Consider the following 20,301-nt stretch of genomic DNA (forward strand, 5'->3'; position numbering starts at 1 on the left):
ACGCTAATCGTTTCGCGCCCGCGCGGGGCGAGGCGGGCTATCCTGGCGCGATGCAGTACGGCCAGCACGCCCCGGCGTCCCGCACGATCGTCCACATCAGCGACACCCACCTCCTCGCGGCGGGCGCGCGCCTGTACGACCGCTACGACACCCAGACGGGCCTCGAGCGGATGATGCGGCGCGTCGAGCTCCTGGGCAGCGCCGACGCGCTCGTGTTCACGGGGGACCTCACCGACCTTGGCGAGCCCGACGCGTACGCCGCCGTCGAGCGGGCCGTGCGCCCCGTCGCGGAGCGCCTGGGCGCCCGCGTCGTGTGGGTGGCGGGCAACCACGACGAGCGGCCCGAGATGCGGCGGGACCTCCTCGGTCTCGAGGCCTCCGAGGCACCCATCACGAGCGTGACGGACCTCGACGGGCTGCGCATCGTCGCGCTGGACTCGACCGTCCCGGGCTGGCATCACGGCGCGATCGACGCCGAGCAGCTCGCCTGGCTCACGGAGGTCCTCCGCGAGCCCGCCCCGCTCGGCACGATCCTCGCGCTGCACCACCCGCCGCTCCCGAGCCACCTGCCGGTGTTCGACATCCTCGAGCTCCAGGGCCAGGACGCGCTCGCCGCGGCGATCGCCGGATCCGACGTGCGCGCGATCCTCGCCGGACACCTGCACTACGCCATGAGCGGGGTGTTCGCCGGTGTGCCGGCCTTCGTCGCCTCGGCCTCGTGTTACACGATGGACCTCGCCGCCCCCGCCCGCAGCGTCAACGGGATGGACGCGGGGCAGTCCTTCCACCTCGTGCAGGTCTTCGACGACGTCGTGACGGCGAGCGTTGTCCCGGTCGCCTCGGCCGACGCGAGCGGCATCTTCTCGGAGGAGTGGTACGCGCGCCTGGACGCGATGACGCCCGCGGAGCGCCTCGAGTTCTTTTCCCGTAAGCGGCCCTGACGGCGCCCGTCCTGTGACTTCGCCGTGGGGGTCGCCCATCCTCGAGCGCGCGGGAATAGCCTGAGCGGCATGGAATCCGCGACGACGCGAACAGAATCCGACTCCCTGGGCGCGCGGGAGATCCCCGCCGACGCCTATTGGGGGATCCACACCCTCCGCGCGATGGAGAACTTCGACATCACGAAGCGCCCCATCTCCGTGTACCCCGAGCTCGTGACGGCGCTCGCGATGGTCAAGCAGGCCGCGGCGCGCGCGAACCGCGAGCTCGGCGTTCTCGACGACGAACGCGCGCTGCTGATCGACCGCGCGGCGCAGCGCGTCATCGATGGCGACTTCCACGACCAGTTCACGGTGGGCGTGATCCAGGGCGGGGCGGGAACCTCGACGAACATGTGCGCCAACGAGGTGATCACGAACATCGCGCTCGAGCTCGCGGGCCGGGAGAAGGGCGACTACGCCTACCTGTCGCCGACGGATCACACCAACCGGTCGCAGTCGACGAACGACGTCTACCCCACGGCCGTGAAAATCGGCATCCTCCTCGCGCACGTCGCGGGCCTCGAGGAGCTCGACGAGCTGCGCCGGGCGTTCGCGCGCAAGGGCGACGAGTTCCACGACATCCTCAAGGTCGGTCGCACGCAGCTGCAGGACGCGGTGCCCATGACCCTGGGCCAGGAATTCCGCGGGTTCGCGACGTCGCTGGGGGAGGACTGGCACCGCCAGACCGACAACTCCAACCTGCTGCTCGAGATCAACATGGGCGCGACGGCGATTGGGACGGGCATCAACGTCACGCGCGGCTACGCCGAGGCCGTCCGGGCGCACCTCGCCGACATCTCGGGCCTGCCGCTGCGCACGGCGCACGACCTCATCGAGGCGACGAGCGACACCGGCGCGTTCATGTCGTTTTCCGGGTCGATCAAGCGCACGGCGATGAAGCTGTCGAAGATTTGCAACGACCTGCGCCTGCTCTCCTCGGGCCCCCAGGCGGGGTTCGGCGAGATCAACCTGCCCGCGAAGCAGGCGGGATCCAGCATCATGCCCGGCAAGGTCAACCCGGTCATCCCGGAGGTCGTCAACCAGGTCGCCTTCGCCGTCGCGGGGGCCGACACGACCGTGACGATGGCCGTCGAGGCCGGTCAGCTCCAGCTCAACGCGTTCGAGCCGGTGATCGCGCACTCGCTGTTCCAGTCCATCATCTGGATGCGCCAGGCGATGCGCACTCTGCGCGTGAACTGCGTCGACGGGATCACGGCGAACACCGAGCGCCTCGGCGCGATGGTCGGCGTCAGCGTGGGCGTCATCACGGCGCTCACGCCGTTCATCGGCTATTCGTCGGCGGCCGCGCTCGCGAAGACCGCGCTGCTCACGCACAAGAATGTCGCGGACCTCGTCGTCGAGGCGGGTCTCATGGACCGCGAGCAGGTCGAGAAGCAGCTCCGCCCCGAGCGCCTGTCCGGGCTCGAGCCCGTGACGACCGCGATGCCCGTCATTGCGCGGGAGGACCTCCCGTAGCGGCGACGTCCCCCGGCCCGCGAGACTGGGGGACCGCCCGTCACGGCGTCGTGACGCAGTGCGTCGTGAGCTCGCCGATGCCCTCGACGCCCACGGTCACGGTCGAGCCGTCCTGGAGGAGCACCTGCGGCGTGCGCGAGTATCCGGATCCGCCCGGCGATCCGGTCGAGATCAGCGTGCCCGGCAGGAGCGTGATGCCCTGCGAGAGGTGCGAGACGAGCTTCGCGACGGAGCGGATCATCTGCCCCGTCGTCGCGTCCTGGAGGAGCTGGCCGTCCACGCGCGTCCAGATGGCGAGGTTCTGCGGATCCGCAATCTCATCGGCCGTGACGACGTACGGACCCACGGGGGTGAACCCGTCGAGCGACTTACAGCGGCACCACTGGGCCTCGGAGTACTGGATGTTGCGCGCCGAGATGTCGTTGACGACGGTGTAGCCGAAGACGTAGTCGAGCGCCTCCTCCTCGGAGACGTTCTTGGCCGCGCGCCCGATGATCACGCCGAGCTCGGCCTCGTAGTCGACGGACTCGGTCTGCGCGCGCGACCACGTCGTCGTGCCGCCGTGGCCCGCGAGCGAGTTGGGCCAGAGCGTGAAGACCGTGGGGGTGTCGTCGCTGGCGAGGCTCAGTTCCCCCGCGTGCGCGGCGTAGTTCAGGCCGACCGCCATGATCGAGGGCGGCGCGAGCACGGCGGGGGCGAACTCGGCGCCGTCGACGGACACCCGGGGGCCCACGTAGGAGGCGAGCGCCTCGCGGATCGCGTCCTGCGCCGCGGGCGTCGCGGCGAGCAATTGCTCGAGGGTGTCGGGGCCGCCGCCGACGACGTCCGCGACGGGGACCACGCCGTCATCGGTGACGTGGACGAGCACGGGAGAAGCGGCCTCGGGGAGGCGGGCGTGGGCGAAGCGCATGCGTCCCAGCCTATCCGGGCACGTTCCCCCTTGACACGGGCGCGCGAGGGGACGATCCTTTTCCCATAGACCAGCGCCCGACGGCTTCTCCGGCCTCGCCGAGACCCGGGCGCTGGTTCTTTGTGTGCGGCTAGATCAGCCCGCGGCGGCGGCCCTCGGCGAGCGCCTCGTCGCGCGTGGTCGCTCCGAGCCGGCGGTAGGTCTCGCGCAGGTGGGTCTTCGCGGTGTTCGCGCTCACGCCCAGGCTCGCGCTCGCCGCCTGGAGCGTGCCCGTCGCGGCGAGCGCCCGGAGCGCGGCGAGCTGCTGGCGGGTGAGGCGCGGGCGCGGCGAGGCCGGCGGCGGCACGAGGACGCCGGACGCCGCGATCAGGTGCCGGAGCTGCGGGGCGTCCGCGCGCGCGACGAGGACCGCCAGGTCGGGCGCGGGGAGCGTGGTCAGCGCGGCACGGATCCCGTTCGCCTCCGCCAGCTCCGCGGCGCGCCGGAAATCGGCGGCCCCCGAGACAGCGTTGCCGCGCCGCGTCAGCGCGGCGGCGCGCACGGCCAACGCCTCCACGGCGATCCGGGGAAACGGCGAGGAGGTCAGGCGCGACACGCTCGCGTAGGCGCGATCCGCGTCGCCGAGCGCGACCAGGCTCGCCCCGCGCCGCGTGGCGACGAGGGCGCGCGCGGGGGCCGCGACCTCGGGGCACGCGTCCAGCGCGTCGAGCGCCGACTCGTGCAGGCCGCCGAGCGCGGGGAGGGTCGCCCGCGCGATGGTGACGGCCGCCCCGGGGAGGCCGGACCCCACGCGAGGCTCGGGCACGGTGCTGAGCGCGACCTCGAGCTGGGCGCGAATCGCGAGGGGCGCGTCGTCGCGGTTTCGGGCTCTCGCGAGCGCGCGGAGCGCGGCGACGAACACGCCGAGCTCCTCCGCACGCGGTTCCGCCACCCCGAGCGCGGCCAGACCGCCGCCGAGGTCGAGGCGGTCGAGCGCGCGCTGCGCTCGGGCGAGATCCGCGCCGGAGCGCACTCGCGTGACGCGCGGACAGCGCTCCGCGAGCGCATCGTGACGCGCGAGCCAGTCGTCGGCGTCCGACCCCGCACCCATCAGGGCCAGGATCCACGACAGGTCGCCCGCCGCCTCGATACCGGCGCGCGCGTTTCCCACGCGCGCCGCCTCCGAGGCGGCCTCGGCCAGGGCCTCGACGGCTTCCGGGATCTCGCCGGCGCTCGCGAGGGCCTGACCCCACTGGACCATCAGCGTCGCGAGGTGCGGCGCGATGACCGCGCGGTCCTCGGGATCGAGGCGCTGGGAGAGAGCACGGGCCTCACGCGCGAGCGCGGCCGCATCGGCGTACCGCGCGAGGGTGCGCAGCGCCACCAGGTGTCCCGTCATGACCGCGAGCCGGTCGGCCGGGGCGACGGCGCGGTGCGGGGCCGTCGCGACGTCGGGGAAAATCGGGGGCTTGCCCTGTTCGGCCAAGAGGTGCGCGACGTATCGCTCGAGGGCGGCCCATCGCCCGGTGGCGGCCAGGAGCGCGGGCGGCGCCGCCTCGCACGCGGCCAGGACGACGCCGGGGTCGTGGCTGATCAGGACGGGGAGGTGGCGCTCCGCGAGGCGCATCGCGCGCTCCGGATCCCCGTCCGCGAGCGCGGCGAATACCGCGCGCCGCGGTCCCGCGCTCGTGTCGTCGAACAGTGGCATGGCGCCCCCTACAGCAGCCCGTGGGCGTCCGCGGCACGCGCCATCTCCGCGCGATTGCTCACGCCGAGCTTCGCGTAGAGGTGTCGCACGTGGGTCTTCACGGTGTTGACGGTGACACCCATCTCGCGCGCCGCGCGCGACATGCTCGCGCCCCCCGCGAGAAGGCGGAGCGCCACGAGCTCGTGGGCGGTGATCGCGGGTCCGCCCACGGGCGATGCGGGCACGAGCGCGAGGATCCCCGACTCCCGCGCCTCGTGGATCGCCCGCGCCGAGGCGCTGCCGGCCGACGCGTACGAGAGGACCGCGTCGAGGTCCTCGGCGGACAGGACGACGAGGCCCGACGGCAGGCCCTCCTCGTCGGCGAGCGCGACGGCGCGCGCGCAGGCCTCGCCGGCCTCGGCCCGGCGGGCGACGAGGAGCGCGGCGGCCTCCACGGCGCTCGCCATCACTACCGCGCGCGCCGAGCGCAGGTGGGAGGACGCGGCCTGCGCGTGGGACAGCGCCGCGGCGGCGTCCCCGCGGGACAGGTCGGCCGCCGCGCGGATCGCGGCGATATCGGCCACGAGAAACCGGAGCTCGGGATCCGTCTGCGCGGCGGCGCACACCTCGCGGGCCTGTTCCGCGCGCCCGAGGCGGAGGAGGAGGCGGGCCCGCGCCACGGCGACGGCGCCTCGGCGGGACGGGGTGGTGTGCTCCGCGCGATCCTCCGCCGTCCACTCCGCGTCGAGCGCGGCCAGGGCGGCCGCCGGATCGGCGCGGCGGTCACACGCGTCGATGCCCGCGCGCCGGAGGGCCTGGTCCATGCCGGCGGAGGGAACAGCGGCGGAGCGCGTGCGCGCCTCGTCGAGCCGCAGCGCGTCATAGGACGCGAGCGCCCGCGCGGAGGCGAGTGCGCCGGGGAGAGGGAGGCGCTCGGCGCGGCACAGATCCTCGGCGATGCTCGCCCAGTGGTCACGCGGATGTCCCCGGCCGATCGAGGCGTGCAGGAGCGCGAGGGTGGCGGCGGCGCCCGCGGCGGTGCGCCGCTCGCCGTTCGCGATCGCGGCCGAGTACGCGCGGGTGAGGAGCGCGCCCGCGCGCGCCTCGTCGGCGCACCCCGCCGCGACGCTCGCCCACGCGAACAGCGCGCTGACGAGCCCTCGGCCGAGGTCGATGCGCCCGCGCGGGATATCGGCGTCGTACGCCTCCTGGGCGCGGACGGCGTCGGCGAGCGCGTCCGCGAACCGGCCGACGCGCATGCGCTCCAGCGCCCGGCGGGTGAGCGCGACGACGCGCTCCGCCCGCGGGTCCGCCGCGGTGCGCGGTCGCGGGCGCGGCGGCGTCGGCGCGATCGTCAGGTGCGCCCAGCGCTCGCGCGCCAGGATCTCCGGGGGCACCGCCCGGAGAACAGCGCGCGCCGCGTGCGCCGCGGCCTCGTCGTGCCGCGGCGCTGACTCCTCGATGAGTCGCAGCGCCTCCTCCCACGCGCTCTCGCAGAGCGCGCGGTAGATCCGCGATGCGGCCGGCGAGGTATTCGGGTCCCCCGTGGGTAGAGGGGGTGCCTCGTGCCACATGCCCATATTCTGCGCCCGGCCGAGCGCGCCGCGGCCAGATTTGTCGGATTCCTCGCGTCGGGGCGGGTGAGGGCGTGGGTGAAGGCGTCGTGTCCCGCGGAAATCCGCGGCGCGATTGCCCGGGTGATGCGGCGGGTGAATAACTCCTGCCCCGGCACTCAGGGAACTCCCAGGGGGCGACCGTGAGACGTGCGAGCCCACCCGAGCTCGCATGTGGCGCTCGCCGCCACCACCGCCGCGATGCGGCGGTACGTGTCATGCCTGGAGGGCGGAACGATGAAGACCACGCGCGCGACGACGGGCCCCCGGCGGCTCCTCGCCATCCTGACCGCGGGCGTACTCGCGGCGGCCCTGAGCATCGGCGTGCCGATGGCGGCCGAGGCGGCCACCGTGGGCGGCATCGCCACGTCGTTCCAGATCGACGGCGACAAGGCCGGCCCGAACGACTGGGACGCGCTCTACGGCCCGGGTACGACCCCGGGCGCCGGGTACCCCACCACGGGCATCGTCGACAGCACCAGCGCGACCGAGTATTGCGTCGCCCCGGGCGTGCCCGACCAACTCGACCCGACGGTCGCGGGCCCGGGCAGCCAGAGCCTGAACACCAATCCGTGGATCCCCGTCGCCGGGGCGGCGCCGAACAAGAAGAGCGACCTGTGCGATTCGGGCGCCGCGTACGAGATCGTCGACGTGAACGGTCAGCCCCACGTCATCCTCTACGAGTACTGGACCCGCGCGCCGGAGGGAACCGGCGATCTCTCGGTCGACTTCCTGTTCGAGGGCGGTCCGGCCGGGCGCGCGGGCGATCGCCTGTTGCATTTCGACTACAACCCCAACACGGAGAACGCCTCGGTCGTCGGTCTCGCGTGGAACGGGTCCGCCTGGGTCGCGTCCGGTGGCCTCGTCTTCGAGGCCGCCGTCGGCACCAATCCCGACTTCGCCGGATCGCAGGACTCGACGTTCGGCGAGTTCGCTGTCGACCTCACGGCGTCCGGGTTCCTGCCCGCGGACGAGTGCGCGACCTTCACGACCGGCGCGATCGTCACGCAGACGGGCAACTCGCAGACCTTCAACGGGCAACTCCAGGACTTCCTCATCGGCCAGGCGCCCCTGACGCTCAGCTCGTGCGGCGCGATTTCGGTCGAGAAGGTGACGACGGGGGCCGTCCCGGAGGGTGTGACCTTCCCCTACGTCATCGATCAGGAGGACGGCCTCGCGGTGCACGGCGCCGCGGGGGCCGTGGGTCCCGTCGCGGACACCGACGGCACGGCGAACTCGATCACGGCGGAGATTGGTGCGGGCGACACGCACACCTGGTCGGACGTGCTGGCCCAGCCCGACTTCCGGGTCGCGGAGCTGACGGAGGGCCTCCCCGCGGGCGTGACCGGCCTGTCGATCGTCTGCACGTATCAGGATCCGTTCCAGGTCGGCAGCCCCACCGTGCAGGCCACCGTGTGGCAGGACGGCGCGTACACGGGTGAGGACATCGTCGTCTCCGCGACGAGCCTCGGGCTCATGACCCCGGAGTGCGTCATCACGAACCAGGTGACGTCCCTCACGCTCGACAAGATCGTGGTCAACGACCACGGCGGGCAGGCCACGGGCGAGGACTTCCCGCTCCGTGCGACCGCGGAGGGCGGCACCGAGGCGCTCGCCGGGACCGATGCGAACTCGGCGGCGGGATCCGACCTCACGGCTCTCGTGGCGCCCGGCGCGTACACGCTGTCGGAGGAGTCGATGGCCGGCTACACGGCGAGCGAGTGGAGCTGCGAGGGGGGCACCCTCGAGGGCAACGTCGTCACGCTCGCGGCCGGGGAATCCGCCGTGTGCGCGATCACGAACGACGATCAGCCGGCGACGCTCACGCTCGTCAAGGACGTCACGAACGACGACGGCGGGACCGCGGTCGACACGGACTTCGTGCTGATGGCCTCCGGGCCGGAGGAGATCAGCGGATCCGAGGGCGACGAGAGCGTCACGAACGCGGCGGTGCCGGCCGGCTCCTATGCCCTCGGCGAGGAGGCGTTCGCGGGCTACGAGATGACCGGCGTGGCCTGCTGGACGACCGCCGAGCGCGACGAGCAGCTCGCCCTCGACGGCGAGACGCTCGCGCTCGGCAACGGCGAGTCGGCATACTGCGAGATCTCGAACGACGACCTTCCCGGATCTCTCGAGCTCGTGAAGATCGTCGATAACGGCGACGGCGGCACGGCGGAGCCGACCGACTGGACGCTCTCGGCCGAGGGCCCGTCGGGCACCCTCGAGGGCGCGGGCGGCGTGACGCCGACCGAGGTCACGGCGGGGACGTACACGCTGTCGGAGACCGGCGGGCCGGACGGCTACGAGCCCGGAATGTGGGTCTGCGTCGGGGCCGATGCCGACGGCGACGAGGTCGTCGTCCCGAACGGCGGCACCGTGACCTGCACGATCATCAACGACGACATCGCCCCGACGCTCACCCTCGTCAAGCAGGTCGTGAACGACGACGGCGGCACCGCCGACGCGACCGCATGGACGCTGTCGGCCGACGGCGCCGACGCCACGGTTTCCGGTACGACCGGATCCGAGGAGGTCACGATCGTGCCCGTGCCGGCCGGCACCTACGTGCTCGGCGAGGACGGCCCGACCGGATACGACGCCGGCGACTGGGACTGCACGGGAGGCGCGCTCGAGGGAACCGAGCTGACGCTCGCCGTCGGCGAGAACGCCGTGTGCACGATCGTCAACGACGACATCGCCCCGACGCTCGCGCTCGTCAAGATGGTGACGAACGACGACGGCGGCACGGCCGAGCCAGAGGACTTCCTCCTCACCGCGAGCGGCCCACAGGCCGTGGCGGGATACGGCGGGGCCGCGTCGCAGCCGGTGCCCGCCGGGGTCTACACCCTCGGCGAGTCCGGCCTCGACGGATACACCATGGGGGCGTGGTCGTGCACCGACGGGACGCTCGACGGCGCGACCCTCACGCTGAGCGTCGGGCAGACGGCGGTGTGCACGATCGTGAACGACGACGTCGCGCCGACCCTCACCCTCGTGAAGGAGGTCGTGAACGACGACGGCGGGACGGCCGAGCCGGGCGACTTCGATCTGGCGGCGGACGGTCCGACCCCCCTCTCGGGGCCCTCGGGCGACGCGGCCGTGACGGACCAACCGGTCGCTGCGGGCACGTACACGCTCAGCGAATCGGGCCCGGAAGGGTACGAGGAGGGCGAGTGGTCCTGTGAGGGGGCGGACGCCGAGGCCGGCACCGTCGACCTCGGGCCGGGCGACGTCGTGACGTGCACGATCTCGAACGACGACATCGCGCCGACCCTGGCGCTCGTCAAGATCGTCGTAAACGACGACGGCGGCACGGCGACCCCCGCCGACGTGACGCTCAGCGCGGTCGGGCCGACCGAGCTTTGGGGCAACGGATCCGTCCCCGCGACGCCCGTCCCGGCCGGTGTGTACACGCTCGCCGAGACGCCTCTGGCCGGTTACGCGGCGGGGGACTGGAGCTGCACGGCCGGATCCCTCGAGGGTGAGGCTCTGACGCTCGACCTGGCGGAGGACGCGGTCTGCACGATCATCAACGACGACCTGCCGGCCACGCTGACGCTCGTGAAGGAGGTCGTCAACGACGACGGCGGCGAGCTCGACACCGACGCCTTCACGCTCACCGCCTCCGGACCGGTCAACGTCTCGGGCGTCACGGGCGACGCGGAGATCACCGAAGCGGTGGTGCCCGCGGGCGCGTACCAGCTCTCGGAGGCCGGACCCGACGGTTACGCGCCGGGAACGTGGACCTGCGACGGCGCTCCCGTGACGGACGAGGGGCTGGTCAGCATCCCGAACGGTGGGGTCGTGACCTGCGTCATCGTGAACGACGACATCGCCCCGCGCCTGACCCTCGTCAAGGAGGTCGTCAACGACGACGGGGGCGAGGCGGCCGCGATGGACTGGACGCTGACGGCCGACGGCCCGGTCGACGCGGTCGGCGTCACGGGCGACGAGTTCGTCACCGACCAGCCCGTCCTCGCCGGCGACTACGAGCTCTCGGAGGCGGGCCCCGGGGGCTACGCGGCGGGCGCGTGGTCGTGCGAGGGCGGGACGCTGGACGGATCCACCCTCACCCTCGAGGTCGGAGAGAACGTCGTCTGCACGATCGTGAACGACGACATCGCGCCCGTGCTGACCCTCGTGAAGGAGGTCGTCAACGACGACGGCGGGGAGATGGTCGCGGCCGACTTCACGCTCACCGCCTCCGGACCGGACGAGATCTCGGGCGCCGGCGGCACGGACGCCACGGCGGTCACCGCGGGGGAGTACACGCTGTCGGAGACCGGGCCCGCGGGATACGCGGCGGGCGAGTGGAGCTGCGAGGGCGGATCGCTCTCGGGGGCGATGCTCGACCTCGCGGTCGGCGACGAGGCGGTCTGCACGATCGTGAACGACGACCTGCCGATCGACCTCGCCCTGACGAAGGACGACGGCGGCGCCACGGCAAAGATCGGGCAGGCGTTCGACTACACGATCACGGTCGAGAACGTCGGCGAGCGCGCGGTCGACGCGGGCGAGCCGGTCGTCGTGTCCGACCGGCTGCCGGACGGTCTCCACGCCACCGCGCTGCCTGAGGGCTGCGCCGAGGCGGACGGGCTGATCACCTGCGAGATCGACGGCGCGGCGCTCGTGCCCGGCGGATCCGTCGTTCTTGTCCTGACGGTCGTGTTCGACGACGACGCCGCGGCCGGCACCTACGAGAACATCGCCTGGGTCACCACCGAGGACGACCCCGCGCCCGAGTCGCCCACTTGCCCCGAGGACGGCGCAGCGCTCGCCGCGGCGGCGGGTGCGGATCCGGCGAACAACGTCGACTGCGAACAGACGTCGCTGCTCATTCCCGAGCTCGACGCGGTGAAGTCGGTGTGGGAGTGGCAGGACGGATCCTGGGAGCCGTCGGACGGCACGGTCGACTTCGGCGATGCCCTCCGGTACGAGATCACCCTCACGACGGGCGGAAACGCGCCGAGCGAGGACGTCGTCGTCGTCGATGAGCTGATGGACGGCCTGACCTCGCTGACGCCGGCCGAGTGCACCGTGACCTGCCAGGCGGTGTACGACGACGGTGTGCACACGATCCGGATCGACGCGATCGATCCGGACCAGACGGTGGTGATCTCCTTCGAGGCGCTCGTCCCGGCGGCCCCCGACCTGGCGCCGGGACAGGACGTCACGCGGAGCTTCGAGAACGCGGCGGCCTTCTGGTCGGCCGACGAGAAGGAGCGCACGACGAACACCGTCACCGTGACGGCGAAGGACTCCCGTCCCGAGCCCGCGGCGGTGCCGATGCCGGACCCCGTCACGCCGGCGCTCCTGGCCACGGGCGGAAGCCCCTTCGGGCCGTGGCTCGCGGGCTGCGCCATTGCCGCGCTGCTCGCCGGTCTCGTGACGGTGGCTCTCTCTCGCCGCTGGTCCTCGGGCGGCACGAAGTAACGCGGCCACGCGCGGGAGGGGTTTCGCCGAGAGCGCAAGCCCCTCCCGTGCGGCGAGCCGATGGGGTTGGATGAGGGTATGACCGCAGATCGCACCAAGCCCGAGTTCGACGCCCCCGACGGGCCGGCCCCCGCCGAGCTCGAGGTGGTGGACATCATCGCCGGTGACGGCGCCGAGGCGAAGCCCGGCGCGACCGTCACGATCCATTACGCCGGGGTCGACTACGACACGGGCGAGGAGTTCGACTCCTCCTGGAACCGGGGCGAGCCCGCCCAGTTCCCCCTCGGCATGCTCATCCAGGGGTGGCAGCGCGGCATCCCCGGGATGAAAATCGGCGGGCGCCGCAAGCTCACGGTGCCGCCGGAGCTGGCCTACGGGCCCGCGGGCGGCGGGCACTTCCTCAGCGGGAAGACCCTCATCTTCATCATCGATCTCATCGACGCCGCGTAAGAGGCGTCCACGCGGGGCGGGTCCGGTTTTCCGGCCCGCCCCGCGGCGTTGGCGCACCCGACAGCCGGCGTTCACGGCGTCGTCACGCGACTTGATTTACATGCACGTGAATGTTTAAATGAGGCGTCGCGTCTTCGCGACCCCGAATCTCACGCAAGGAGCACGCATGACCATCACGATCCCCGGTTACCAGCCCGGCACCTACGTCCTCGACTCGTCGCACAGCGAGGTGGGCTTCGAGGTGCGCCACATGATGATCTCGAAGGTGCGCGGCGCCTTCGCCGTCAAGGAGGCGACCATCGTCCTCCCGGAGAACGTGCTCGAGGCGAGCGTCACCGCGACGGCCGACGTCGCGTCCATCGACTCGAAGGACGAGGGGCGCGACCAGCACCTCCGCAGCGCCGACTTCTTCGACGCCGAGGCCTTCCCGACCATCACGTTCGTCTCGACCGGCGTGCGCGAGGACGGCGCGGACCTCCTCGTCGACGGCAACCTGACGATCAAGGACGTCACGAAGCCCGTCACCTTCGAGCTCGAGGTCGGCGGCTTCGGCACGGATCCGTGGGGCAACTACAAGGCGGGCGCGACGGCCACCGGCACGATCGACCGCGAGGACTTCGGTCTGACGTGGAACGCGGCGCTCGAGACCGGCGGCGTGCTCGTCGGCAAGGACGTCAAGATCACGCTCGACCTGCAGGCGGCGCAGCAGGCCTGATCCGCGCCGTGGCCCCGTCGCCCCTCGCGGGCGGCGGGGCCACACGCGTGTCCGGACGATTCGCCACGGGCTTGCTCGTGGGGTATGATTGCGAGGTTGCCGTGATTGCGGCCGCGGATAAAGAGAGCTCACGCATCGGGCGTCGGGCGCCGCGCAGCGAGGAGAAGGGAATCGAATATGGCTCTGGAAGCAGACGTCAAGAAGTCGATCATCGAAGAGTACGCAACGCACCCCGGTGACACCGGTTCCCCCGAGGTGCAGGTGGCCATGCTGTCGCGTCGCATCAAGGACCTCACCGAGCACCTCAAGGAGCACAAGCACGACCACCACTCGCGTCGTGGCCTGTTCCTGCTCGTCGGTCAGCGCCGTCGCCTGCTCGGTTACCTCCAGCGCGTCGACATCGAGCGCTACCGCGCGCTCATCGCGCGCATCGGCCTGCGTCGCTAAGACCCGGCCGACGGAGCGCCACCCGCGTTCAATCGACTTCTCGAAAGCCCGTCCCACGGTGTGGGGCGGGCTTTCGCCGTGTCGGGGAAGAAAATCGCGCTGCGCGCGTTCTCTCATGTATATTCAGACGCATGAAGATCCGCGGCCCGCCGCGGCGCGAAGGAGGAACCCATGAGCGAAGAGCGCACGACCCCCGAGCCCTGGTCGGGCATGCAGTTCGGTCTCTTCTCGGTCAGCGACATCACGCGCGATCCCGTGACGGGGCGCACGCCGAGCGAAGCCGAGCGGATCCGCGACATCGTCACCATCGCGACGCACGCCGAGGAGGTCGGGCTCGACGTGTTCGCGATCGGCGAGCACCACAATCCGCCGTTCTTCTCGTCGTCGCCCACGACGACGCTCGCCTACATCGCGGCGCAGACAAAGCGCCTCATCCTGTCGACCGCGACGACGCTCATCACGACGAACGACCCGGTGAAGATCGCCGAGGACTACGCCATGCTGCAGCACCTCGCGGGCGGGCGGGTCGACCTCGTGATGGGCCGCGGCAACACCGGCCCCGTGTATCCGTGGTTCGGGCAGGACATTCGCCAGGGCCTGCCGCTCGCGATCGAGAACTACGCGCTCCTGCACCGCCTGTGGCGCGAGGACGTCGTGGACTGGGAGGGCAAGTTCCGGTCGGCGCTGAACGGCTTCACCTCGACGCCGCGCCCCCTCGATGGCGTCCCCCCGTTCGTGTGGCACGGGTCCATTCGCACGCCGGAGATCGCCGAGCAGGCCGCCTACTACGGCGACGGGTTCTTCGCGAACAACATCTTCTGGCCGAAGGAGCACTACCAGCGCCTCATCGCCCTGTACCGGCAGCGCTTCGCACACTACGGTCATGGCACGCCGGAGCAGGCGATCGTCGGCCTCGGGGGGCAGGCGTTCATGGCCAAGCGATCGCAGGACGCGGTCGAGAAGTTCCGCCCGTACTTCAACGCCGCCCCGGTCTACGGCAACGGGCCCGCGATGGAGGACTTCACCGAGATGACGCCGCTCACGGTCGGATCCCCGCAGCAGGTGATCGACCGGTACGCGTCGATGCGCGAGACCTTCGGCGACTACCAGCGCCAGCTCTTCCTCGTCGACCACGCGGGACTGCCGCTGAAGACGGTGCTCGAGCAGATCGACTTCCTGGGCCTCGAGGTCGTGCCGGTCCTGCGGCGGGAGCTGCAGTCGGCCCGGCCCGCGGCGACCCCCGACGCGCCGACGCATGCGGCGCGCGTGCGGGCCGCGTACGGCGACCGGGAGCCGCGCCAGTCCCGCCCGAACGCGAACCGCGGCGACAACGTCACGGGCGGGTCCCCCTACCAGGACGCGCCCGCGCCGCAGGGGTCCGCGTTCGGAAAGGCCGCGGCGCGATGAGCGCTCCAGAGGCCCGCATCGCGGTCGTCTCGGCGGGGCTCGGAGAGCCGTCGTCTACACGGATGCTGGCGGATCGGATCGTCGCCGCCACCACGGCGGCTCTGGCCGAGCGCGGCGGCGCGGCGAGCGCCCGCGTGTTCGAGTTGCGGGACGTCGCGCACGACATCACGAACAACCTCCTCACGGGCTTCGCGCCGAAGCCGCTCGCGGAGCTGAACGCGGCCGTCGCAGAGGCGGACGCGCTCGTCGCCGTGACGCCCGTGTTCTCGACGAGCTACTCGGGCCTGTTCAAGAGCTGGGTCGACGTGCTCGACCGCGAGGCGCTCGTGGGAACGCCCGTGCTCCTGGCCGCCACGGCCGGCACGGCGCGCCACTCGCTCGCGATCGACTACGCGATGCGCCCGCTGTTCACCTACCTGCACGCCGAGCCGCTTTCGACCGGGGTCTTCGCGTCGAGCGACGACTGGGGCGCCCAGGCGGATCAGGTCGCGCCGCTCGCGAAGCGGATCGATCGCGCCGCGGCCGAGCTGGCCGATCGGCTGGCGGGCGCGGGGCGCACCGAGCGCACCGACCCCTTCAGCCCCGAGGCATACCTCGGCGGCGGGTCCTTCGAAGACCTCCTCGCGCACCCTCCGCGCGGCTGAGCGCGCCCGGACCCTCGCCCCGGTGAACGCCGGGGGCGCGGGCCGTGAACGCCGGGGGCGAGCCGATGAACATCGGGCGAAACCGGCCCGCTCGCGCCACGGGCCGCGCGGGCCGGGCGCGATCCTGGTCGCATGCGAGTCGCGATCGTCGCGGAGAGCTACCTCCCGCACATGAACGGTGTCACCGGATCCGTGTTGCACGTCGCGCGGCACCTCGAGGATCTCGGGCACGAGGTGCTCGTCGTCGCCCCGAAGGCGCCGGGCCAGCCCGACGGCGTCGCGGGCGTCGACGTGCCCGCGCGGGCGCGCCTGATCGCCTCCGTGCCGCTGCCCAGCTACCCCGACGTGCGGGTCGCGCTCGCGCCGGTGCCGCAGCTCCGCCGCATCCTGCAGGAGTTCGCCCCCGACGTCGTGCACCTCGCCTCGCCGGCGGTTCTGGGCTGGCAGGGTCTCGTCGCGGCGGACGGGCTGGGGATTCCGACGGTCGCCGTGTACCAGACCGACGTGATCGCCTACACGGCGCGCTACGGGGTGCCGGCGGTGGCCGCCCTCGCCGAATCGCACATCGCGCGCCTGCACCGCCGCGCGACCCTCTCACTCGTGCCCTCGTCGGCCGCCGAGCGACAACTCGCTGCCCTCGACGTCGACCGCCTGTGGCGATGGGGGCGCGGCGTCGATGCCGACCGCTTCTCGCCGGCGCGGCGCGACGAGGCGTGGCGCGAGCGCGTCGCCCCGGGCAGGCGGATCATCGGATACGTGGGCCGCCTCGCGCCCGAGAAGCAGGTCGAGGACCTGCGCGCGGTGGCGGACATCCCGGGCGCGCAGCTCGTCATCGTCGGCGACGGACCCGAGCGCGCGCGCCTTACGCGCGAGCTCCCGGGCGCCCACTTCGCGGGCTTCCTGTCGGGCGACGCGCTCGGCGCCGCGGTCGCGAGCTTCGACGTGTTCGTGCACCCGGGGGAATCGGAGACCTTCTGCCAGACCGTGCAGGAAGCGCTCGCGAGCGGCGTCCCCGTCGTGGCGACGGGCGCGGGCGGCCCCGTCGACCTCGTGCGGTCCTCGATCGACGGCTGGCTGTACCCGCCGGGCGACCTCGACGACCTGCGCGCGCGCACGCGGGACCTCCTGGGTGACGAGGCCAAGCGCGCGTCGTTCGGGCGCGCGGCGCGCGCGAGCGTCGGGCCGCGCACGTGGCGCGCCCTCACGGAGCAGCTCGTCGATCACTACCGGGAGGCGGCGCGGCTCCGGCGCTTCGACGACAGCCTCATCGTCCGATCCGCGACCCGCCCGATCGCGCCCGTCGCGCCGGCCGCGCCGCCGGCGTGGCGGCGGTTCGTCGCCCTCGGCGACTCGCTGACCGAGGGGCTGTGCGACTCCTCGCGCATGGCGGCGGGGGAGTACCGCGGGTGGGCCGATCGCCTCGCGACGATGCTGGCCGAGAGCGCGGGCGGAGATTTCCGCTACGCCAACCTCGCGGTGCGCTCGCGGCGGACCCGCGACCTCACGGCCGAGCAGGTGCCCGCGGCGCTCGCGATGTCGCCCGACCTCGTGGCGGTGTTCATGGGGTCCAACGACCTCGTCGGGCACATCGCGGATCCCGTCGAGACGGCGGCCGAGCTCGAGCGCAACGTGGCGGACCTGCGCGCCGGTGGCGCGGACGTGCTCCTCGTCACGCCCTTTCTCCCGCGCCGGGCCGCGGTGCGCGTGTTCGCCGGTCGGTTCGCACGCTTCGCGCACGAGCTGCGCCGCATCGCGCGGGCGCACGGGTGCTATCTCGTGGACGTCGAGGCGCTGCCCGAGCTCTCGGACCTCGAGATGTTCGCCGCCGACAAGGTGCACCTCGCCTCGCGCGGGCACCGCCTGCTGTCGTACCGGGCCGCCGAGGTGTTGGGGATTCCGGACGCGTCGCGCCTCGGCGAGCTCGACGACGCGTTCCACACGGAGGACGACCCGGCCTCCGGTGCGTGGCTCACCCGCCACGCGCTCCCGTGGATCTGGCGCCGGCTGCACGGGCGCACGGCCGGCGACGGCCTCGTCGCCAAGCACAGCGACTATGTCGTGGTGCCGGGGCGCGGATCCCGCGAGCCCGCGGAGTCGTAGGCCCCCGCGCGGGCGCCGCTGATAGGGTGGATCCGGGCACGCCGTGCCCGCAACTGAACACGATCGAAGAGCTGACGGGGAGCTGGTCCCTAGAAGTGATCTCCCGGCGCGTCCGGTGGGTTTCTCCTGGTGGCCAGCACGAACCTCCTCGTCGCTCGCCCCGCCCGCATGCGCGGGCCGCAACGCACAAAGGAGAGACCTCGTGGAAGGTCCTGAAATCACCGCAGCCGAGGCCGTTCTGGACAACGGCCGCTTCGGCACCCGCACGATCCGGTTCGAGACCGGCCGCCTCGCGCAGCAGGCGCAGGGCGCCGTCGCCGCGTACCTCGACGAGGAGACGATGCTCCTGTCGGCGACGAGCGCTGGCAAGCACCCGCGCGAGGGCTTCGACTTCTTCCCCCTGACGGTGGACGTCGAGGAGCGCTCGTACGCCGCGGGCAAGATCCCCGGCTCGTTCTTCCGTCGCGAGGGTCGTCCCTCGACCGAGGCGATCCTCGTCTGCCGCCTCATCGACCGCCCGCTGCGCCCGTCCTTCGTGGGCGGCCTGCGCAACGAGGTGCAGATCGTCGTGACCGTGCTCTCGATCGCGCCGGGCGAGTTTTATGACGCCCTCGCGATCAACGCCGCGAGCGCGTCGACCCAGATCTCGGGCCTGCCGTTCTCGGGCCCGATCGCCGGCGTGCGCCTCGCGCTCATCCCGGGCATGGGGCAGCACGACGACCAGTGGGTCGCGTTCCCGACGGCCGCGCAGCTCGAGGAGGCCGTGTTCGACCTCATGGTGGCGGGCCGCGTGCTCGACAACGGCGAGGTCGCGATCATGATGGTCGAGGCCGAGGCGACCGAGCACAGCTGGAACCTCATCAAGGGCGGCGCGACCAAGCCCAACGAGGAGATCGTCGCGGGCGGCCTCGAGGCCGCGAAGCCCTTCATCACGCAGCTCGTGAAGGCGCAGGCCGAGATGGCCGCGCAGTCGTCGAAGGCGCCCATCGAGTTCCCCGTGTTCCCGCCCTACGCCGACGAGACGTTCGCCGTCGTGAACGGCGAGGCGCTCGGCGAGCTCGAGAAGATCTACCAGATCGCCGACAAGCAGGAGCGTCAGGACGCCGACGACGCGCTCAAGGCGCGCGTCAAGGAGACCGTCGCGGCGAAGGTCGAGGCGGGCGAGCTGCCCGCCTCCGCGAACGGCGAGGTGTCCGCGGCCTACAAGTCCGTCACGAAGGCCGTCGTGCGCGGTCGGATCCTCACGGAGGGGGCGCGCATCGACGGCCGCGGGCTGGCGGACATCCGCCCGCTCGACGCCGAGGTGCAGGTCATCCCGCGCGTGCACGGATCCGCGATCTTCCAGCGCGGAGAGACGCAGATCATGGGCGTGACGACGCTGAACATGCTCAAGATGGAGCAGCAGATCGACTCGCTGTCGCCCACGACGAGCAAGCGCTACATGCACCACTACAACTTCCCGCCCTACTCGACGGGTGAGACGGGCCGCGTCGGCAGCCCGAAGCGCCGCGAGATCGGCCACGGCTTCCTCGCCGAGCGCGCGCTCGTCCCGGTCCTGCCCTCGCGCGAGGAGTTCCCCTACGCGATCCGCCAGGTCTCCGAGGCGCTCGGCTCGAACGGCTCGACCTCGATGGGCTCGGTCTGCGCCTCGACGCTGTCGCTCCTGAACGCCGGTGTGCCGCTGCGCGCGCCCGTCGCGGGCATCGCGATGGGCCTCGTGTCGGAGGACGTCGACGGTGAGACCCGCTACGCGGCCCTCACCGACATCCTCGGCGCCGAGGACGCGCTGGGCGACATGGACTTCAAGGTCGCCGGCACGAGCGAGTTCGTCACGGCCCTGCAGCTCGACACGAAGCTCGACGGCATCCCGTCGTCGGTGCTCGCGGGCGCCCTCACGCAGGCCAAGGACGCGCGCCTGCGCATCCTCGACGTGCTGAACGCCGCGATCGACGCCCCCGACGAGATGGCGCCGACGGCGCCGCGCGTCATCAGCGTCCAGATCCCGGTCGACAAGATCGGCGAGCTGATCGGCCCGAAGGGCAAGACGATCAACGGAATCCAGGACGAGACGGGCGCGACCATCTCGATCGAGGACGACGGCACCGTCTACATCGGCGCGACCGACGGCCCGACGGCGGAGGCCGCTCGCGCGCAGGTCAACGCCATCGCGAACCCGACGAACCCCGAGGTCGGCGAGCAGTACCTCGGCACGGCGGTGAACATCGCCAAGTTCGGCGTGTTCGTCTCGCTCCTGCCGGGCAAGGACGGCCTGCTGCACGTCACCGAGCTGCGCAAGCTCAACGGCGGCAAGCGCGTCGAGAACATCGAGGACGTCGTCTCGGTCGGCCAGAAGATCCTCGTGAAGATCTCGAAGGTCGACGACCGCGGCAAGCTCTCGCTCGAGCTCGTCGAGGAGAACGGCGCCCCGGCCGCCGAGGAGGAGGCCGCGGAGGCCTGACC

13 protein-coding genes are annotated in these 20,301 nt (G+C 72.3%); 10 read left to right on the forward strand and 3 right to left on the reverse strand.

The features are described from left to right. The first annotated feature begins 50 nt into the window (after positions 1 to 50). Positions 51 to 941, forward strand: coding sequence for a metallophosphoesterase (locus G8E01_RS04425; protein ID WP_166316418.1), 891 nt, complete (start codon positions 51 to 53; stop codon positions 939 to 941). A 69-nt stretch (positions 942 to 1,010) separates the two neighbouring features. After that, complete coding sequence (locus G8E01_RS04430; protein WP_166316421.1) at positions 1,011 to 2,456, forward strand: aspartate ammonia-lyase; 1,446 nt, start codon at positions 1,011 to 1,013, stop codon at positions 2,454 to 2,456. 40 nt (positions 2,457 to 2,496) lie between these two features. Here the strand turns inward: G8E01_RS04430 and G8E01_RS04435 are convergent, their stop codons facing one another. The 3 genes from G8E01_RS04435 to G8E01_RS04445 all read right to left on the reverse strand — a co-directional run bounded on the left by G8E01_RS04435 (position 2,497) and on the right by G8E01_RS04445 (position 6,606). Continuing rightward, positions 2,497 to 3,366, reverse strand: a complete 870-nt coding sequence (locus tag G8E01_RS04435; RefSeq protein ID WP_166316424.1) for a fumarylacetoacetate hydrolase family protein — start codon at positions 3,364 to 3,366, stop codon at positions 2,497 to 2,499. Positions 3,367 to 3,496: 130 nt separating this feature from the next. Continuing rightward, a complete protein-coding gene (locus G8E01_RS04440) occupies positions 3,497 to 5,053 on the reverse strand; it encodes a helix-turn-helix transcriptional regulator (RefSeq protein ID WP_166316427.1) in 1,557 nt (518 codons plus the stop codon). A gap of 8 nt (positions 5,054 to 5,061) precedes the next feature. After that, positions 5,062 to 6,606 carry a helix-turn-helix transcriptional regulator gene (locus G8E01_RS04445; RefSeq protein ID WP_166316430.1) on the reverse strand — a complete coding sequence of 515 codons (1,545 nt, stop codon included), beginning with the start codon at positions 6,604 to 6,606 and terminating at the stop codon, positions 5,062 to 5,064. Between the two features lie 276 nt (positions 6,607 to 6,882). Between G8E01_RS04445 and G8E01_RS04450 the strand changes: the two genes are divergently transcribed. From G8E01_RS04450 to G8E01_RS04485, 8 genes are all read left to right on the forward strand, one after another. After that, positions 6,883 to 12,078, forward strand: a complete 5,196-nt coding sequence (locus G8E01_RS04450; protein WP_166316433.1) for a DUF11 domain-containing protein — start codon at positions 6,883 to 6,885, stop codon at positions 12,076 to 12,078. A gap of 78 nt (positions 12,079 to 12,156) precedes the next feature. After that, positions 12,157 to 12,528, forward strand: coding sequence for an FKBP-type peptidyl-prolyl cis-trans isomerase (locus tag G8E01_RS04455; protein WP_155047780.1), 372 nt, complete (start codon positions 12,157 to 12,159; stop codon positions 12,526 to 12,528). 166 nt (positions 12,529 to 12,694) lie between these two features. Next, complete coding sequence (locus G8E01_RS04460; protein ID WP_166316436.1) at positions 12,695 to 13,243, forward strand: YceI family protein; 549 nt, start codon at positions 12,695 to 12,697, stop codon at positions 13,241 to 13,243. Positions 13,244 to 13,420: 177 nt separating this feature from the next. Then, positions 13,421 to 13,690, forward strand: coding sequence for a 30S ribosomal protein S15 (gene rpsO, locus G8E01_RS04465; protein WP_155047782.1), 270 nt, complete (start codon positions 13,421 to 13,423; stop codon positions 13,688 to 13,690). A gap of 210 nt (positions 13,691 to 13,900) precedes the next feature. After that, the gene (locus G8E01_RS04470) at positions 13,901 to 15,097 is read left to right on the forward strand and encodes an LLM class flavin-dependent oxidoreductase (RefSeq protein ID WP_420826119.1); all 1,197 of its coding nucleotides are present in this window, start codon (positions 13,901 to 13,903) and stop codon (positions 15,095 to 15,097) included. Next, positions 15,094 to 15,741: a CE1759 family FMN reductase gene (locus G8E01_RS04475; RefSeq protein WP_166316442.1), complete on the forward strand. Its 648-nt coding sequence runs from the start codon at positions 15,094 to 15,096 to the stop codon at positions 15,739 to 15,741. Before G8E01_RS04470 ends, G8E01_RS04475 begins: the two co-directional genes overlap by 4 nt. Before the next feature lie 132 nt (positions 15,742 to 15,873). Next, positions 15,874 to 17,841 (forward strand): glycosyltransferase, encoded by a 1,968-nt coding sequence (locus G8E01_RS04480; protein ID WP_166316445.1) that lies wholly within the window; start codon positions 15,874 to 15,876, stop codon positions 17,839 to 17,841. Between the two features lie 202 nt (positions 17,842 to 18,043). Beyond that, the gene (locus G8E01_RS04485; protein ID WP_338100740.1) at positions 18,044 to 20,299 is read left to right on the forward strand and encodes a polyribonucleotide nucleotidyltransferase; all 2,256 of its coding nucleotides are present in this window, start codon (positions 18,044 to 18,046) and stop codon (positions 20,297 to 20,299) included. The last annotated feature ends 2 nt before the right edge of the window (positions 20,300 to 20,301 follow it).

It is taken from the genome of Microbacterium excoecariae (genome assembly GCF_011326725.1).
Lineage (GTDB): Bacteria > Actinomycetota > Actinomycetes > Actinomycetales > Microbacteriaceae > Microbacterium > Microbacterium excoecariae.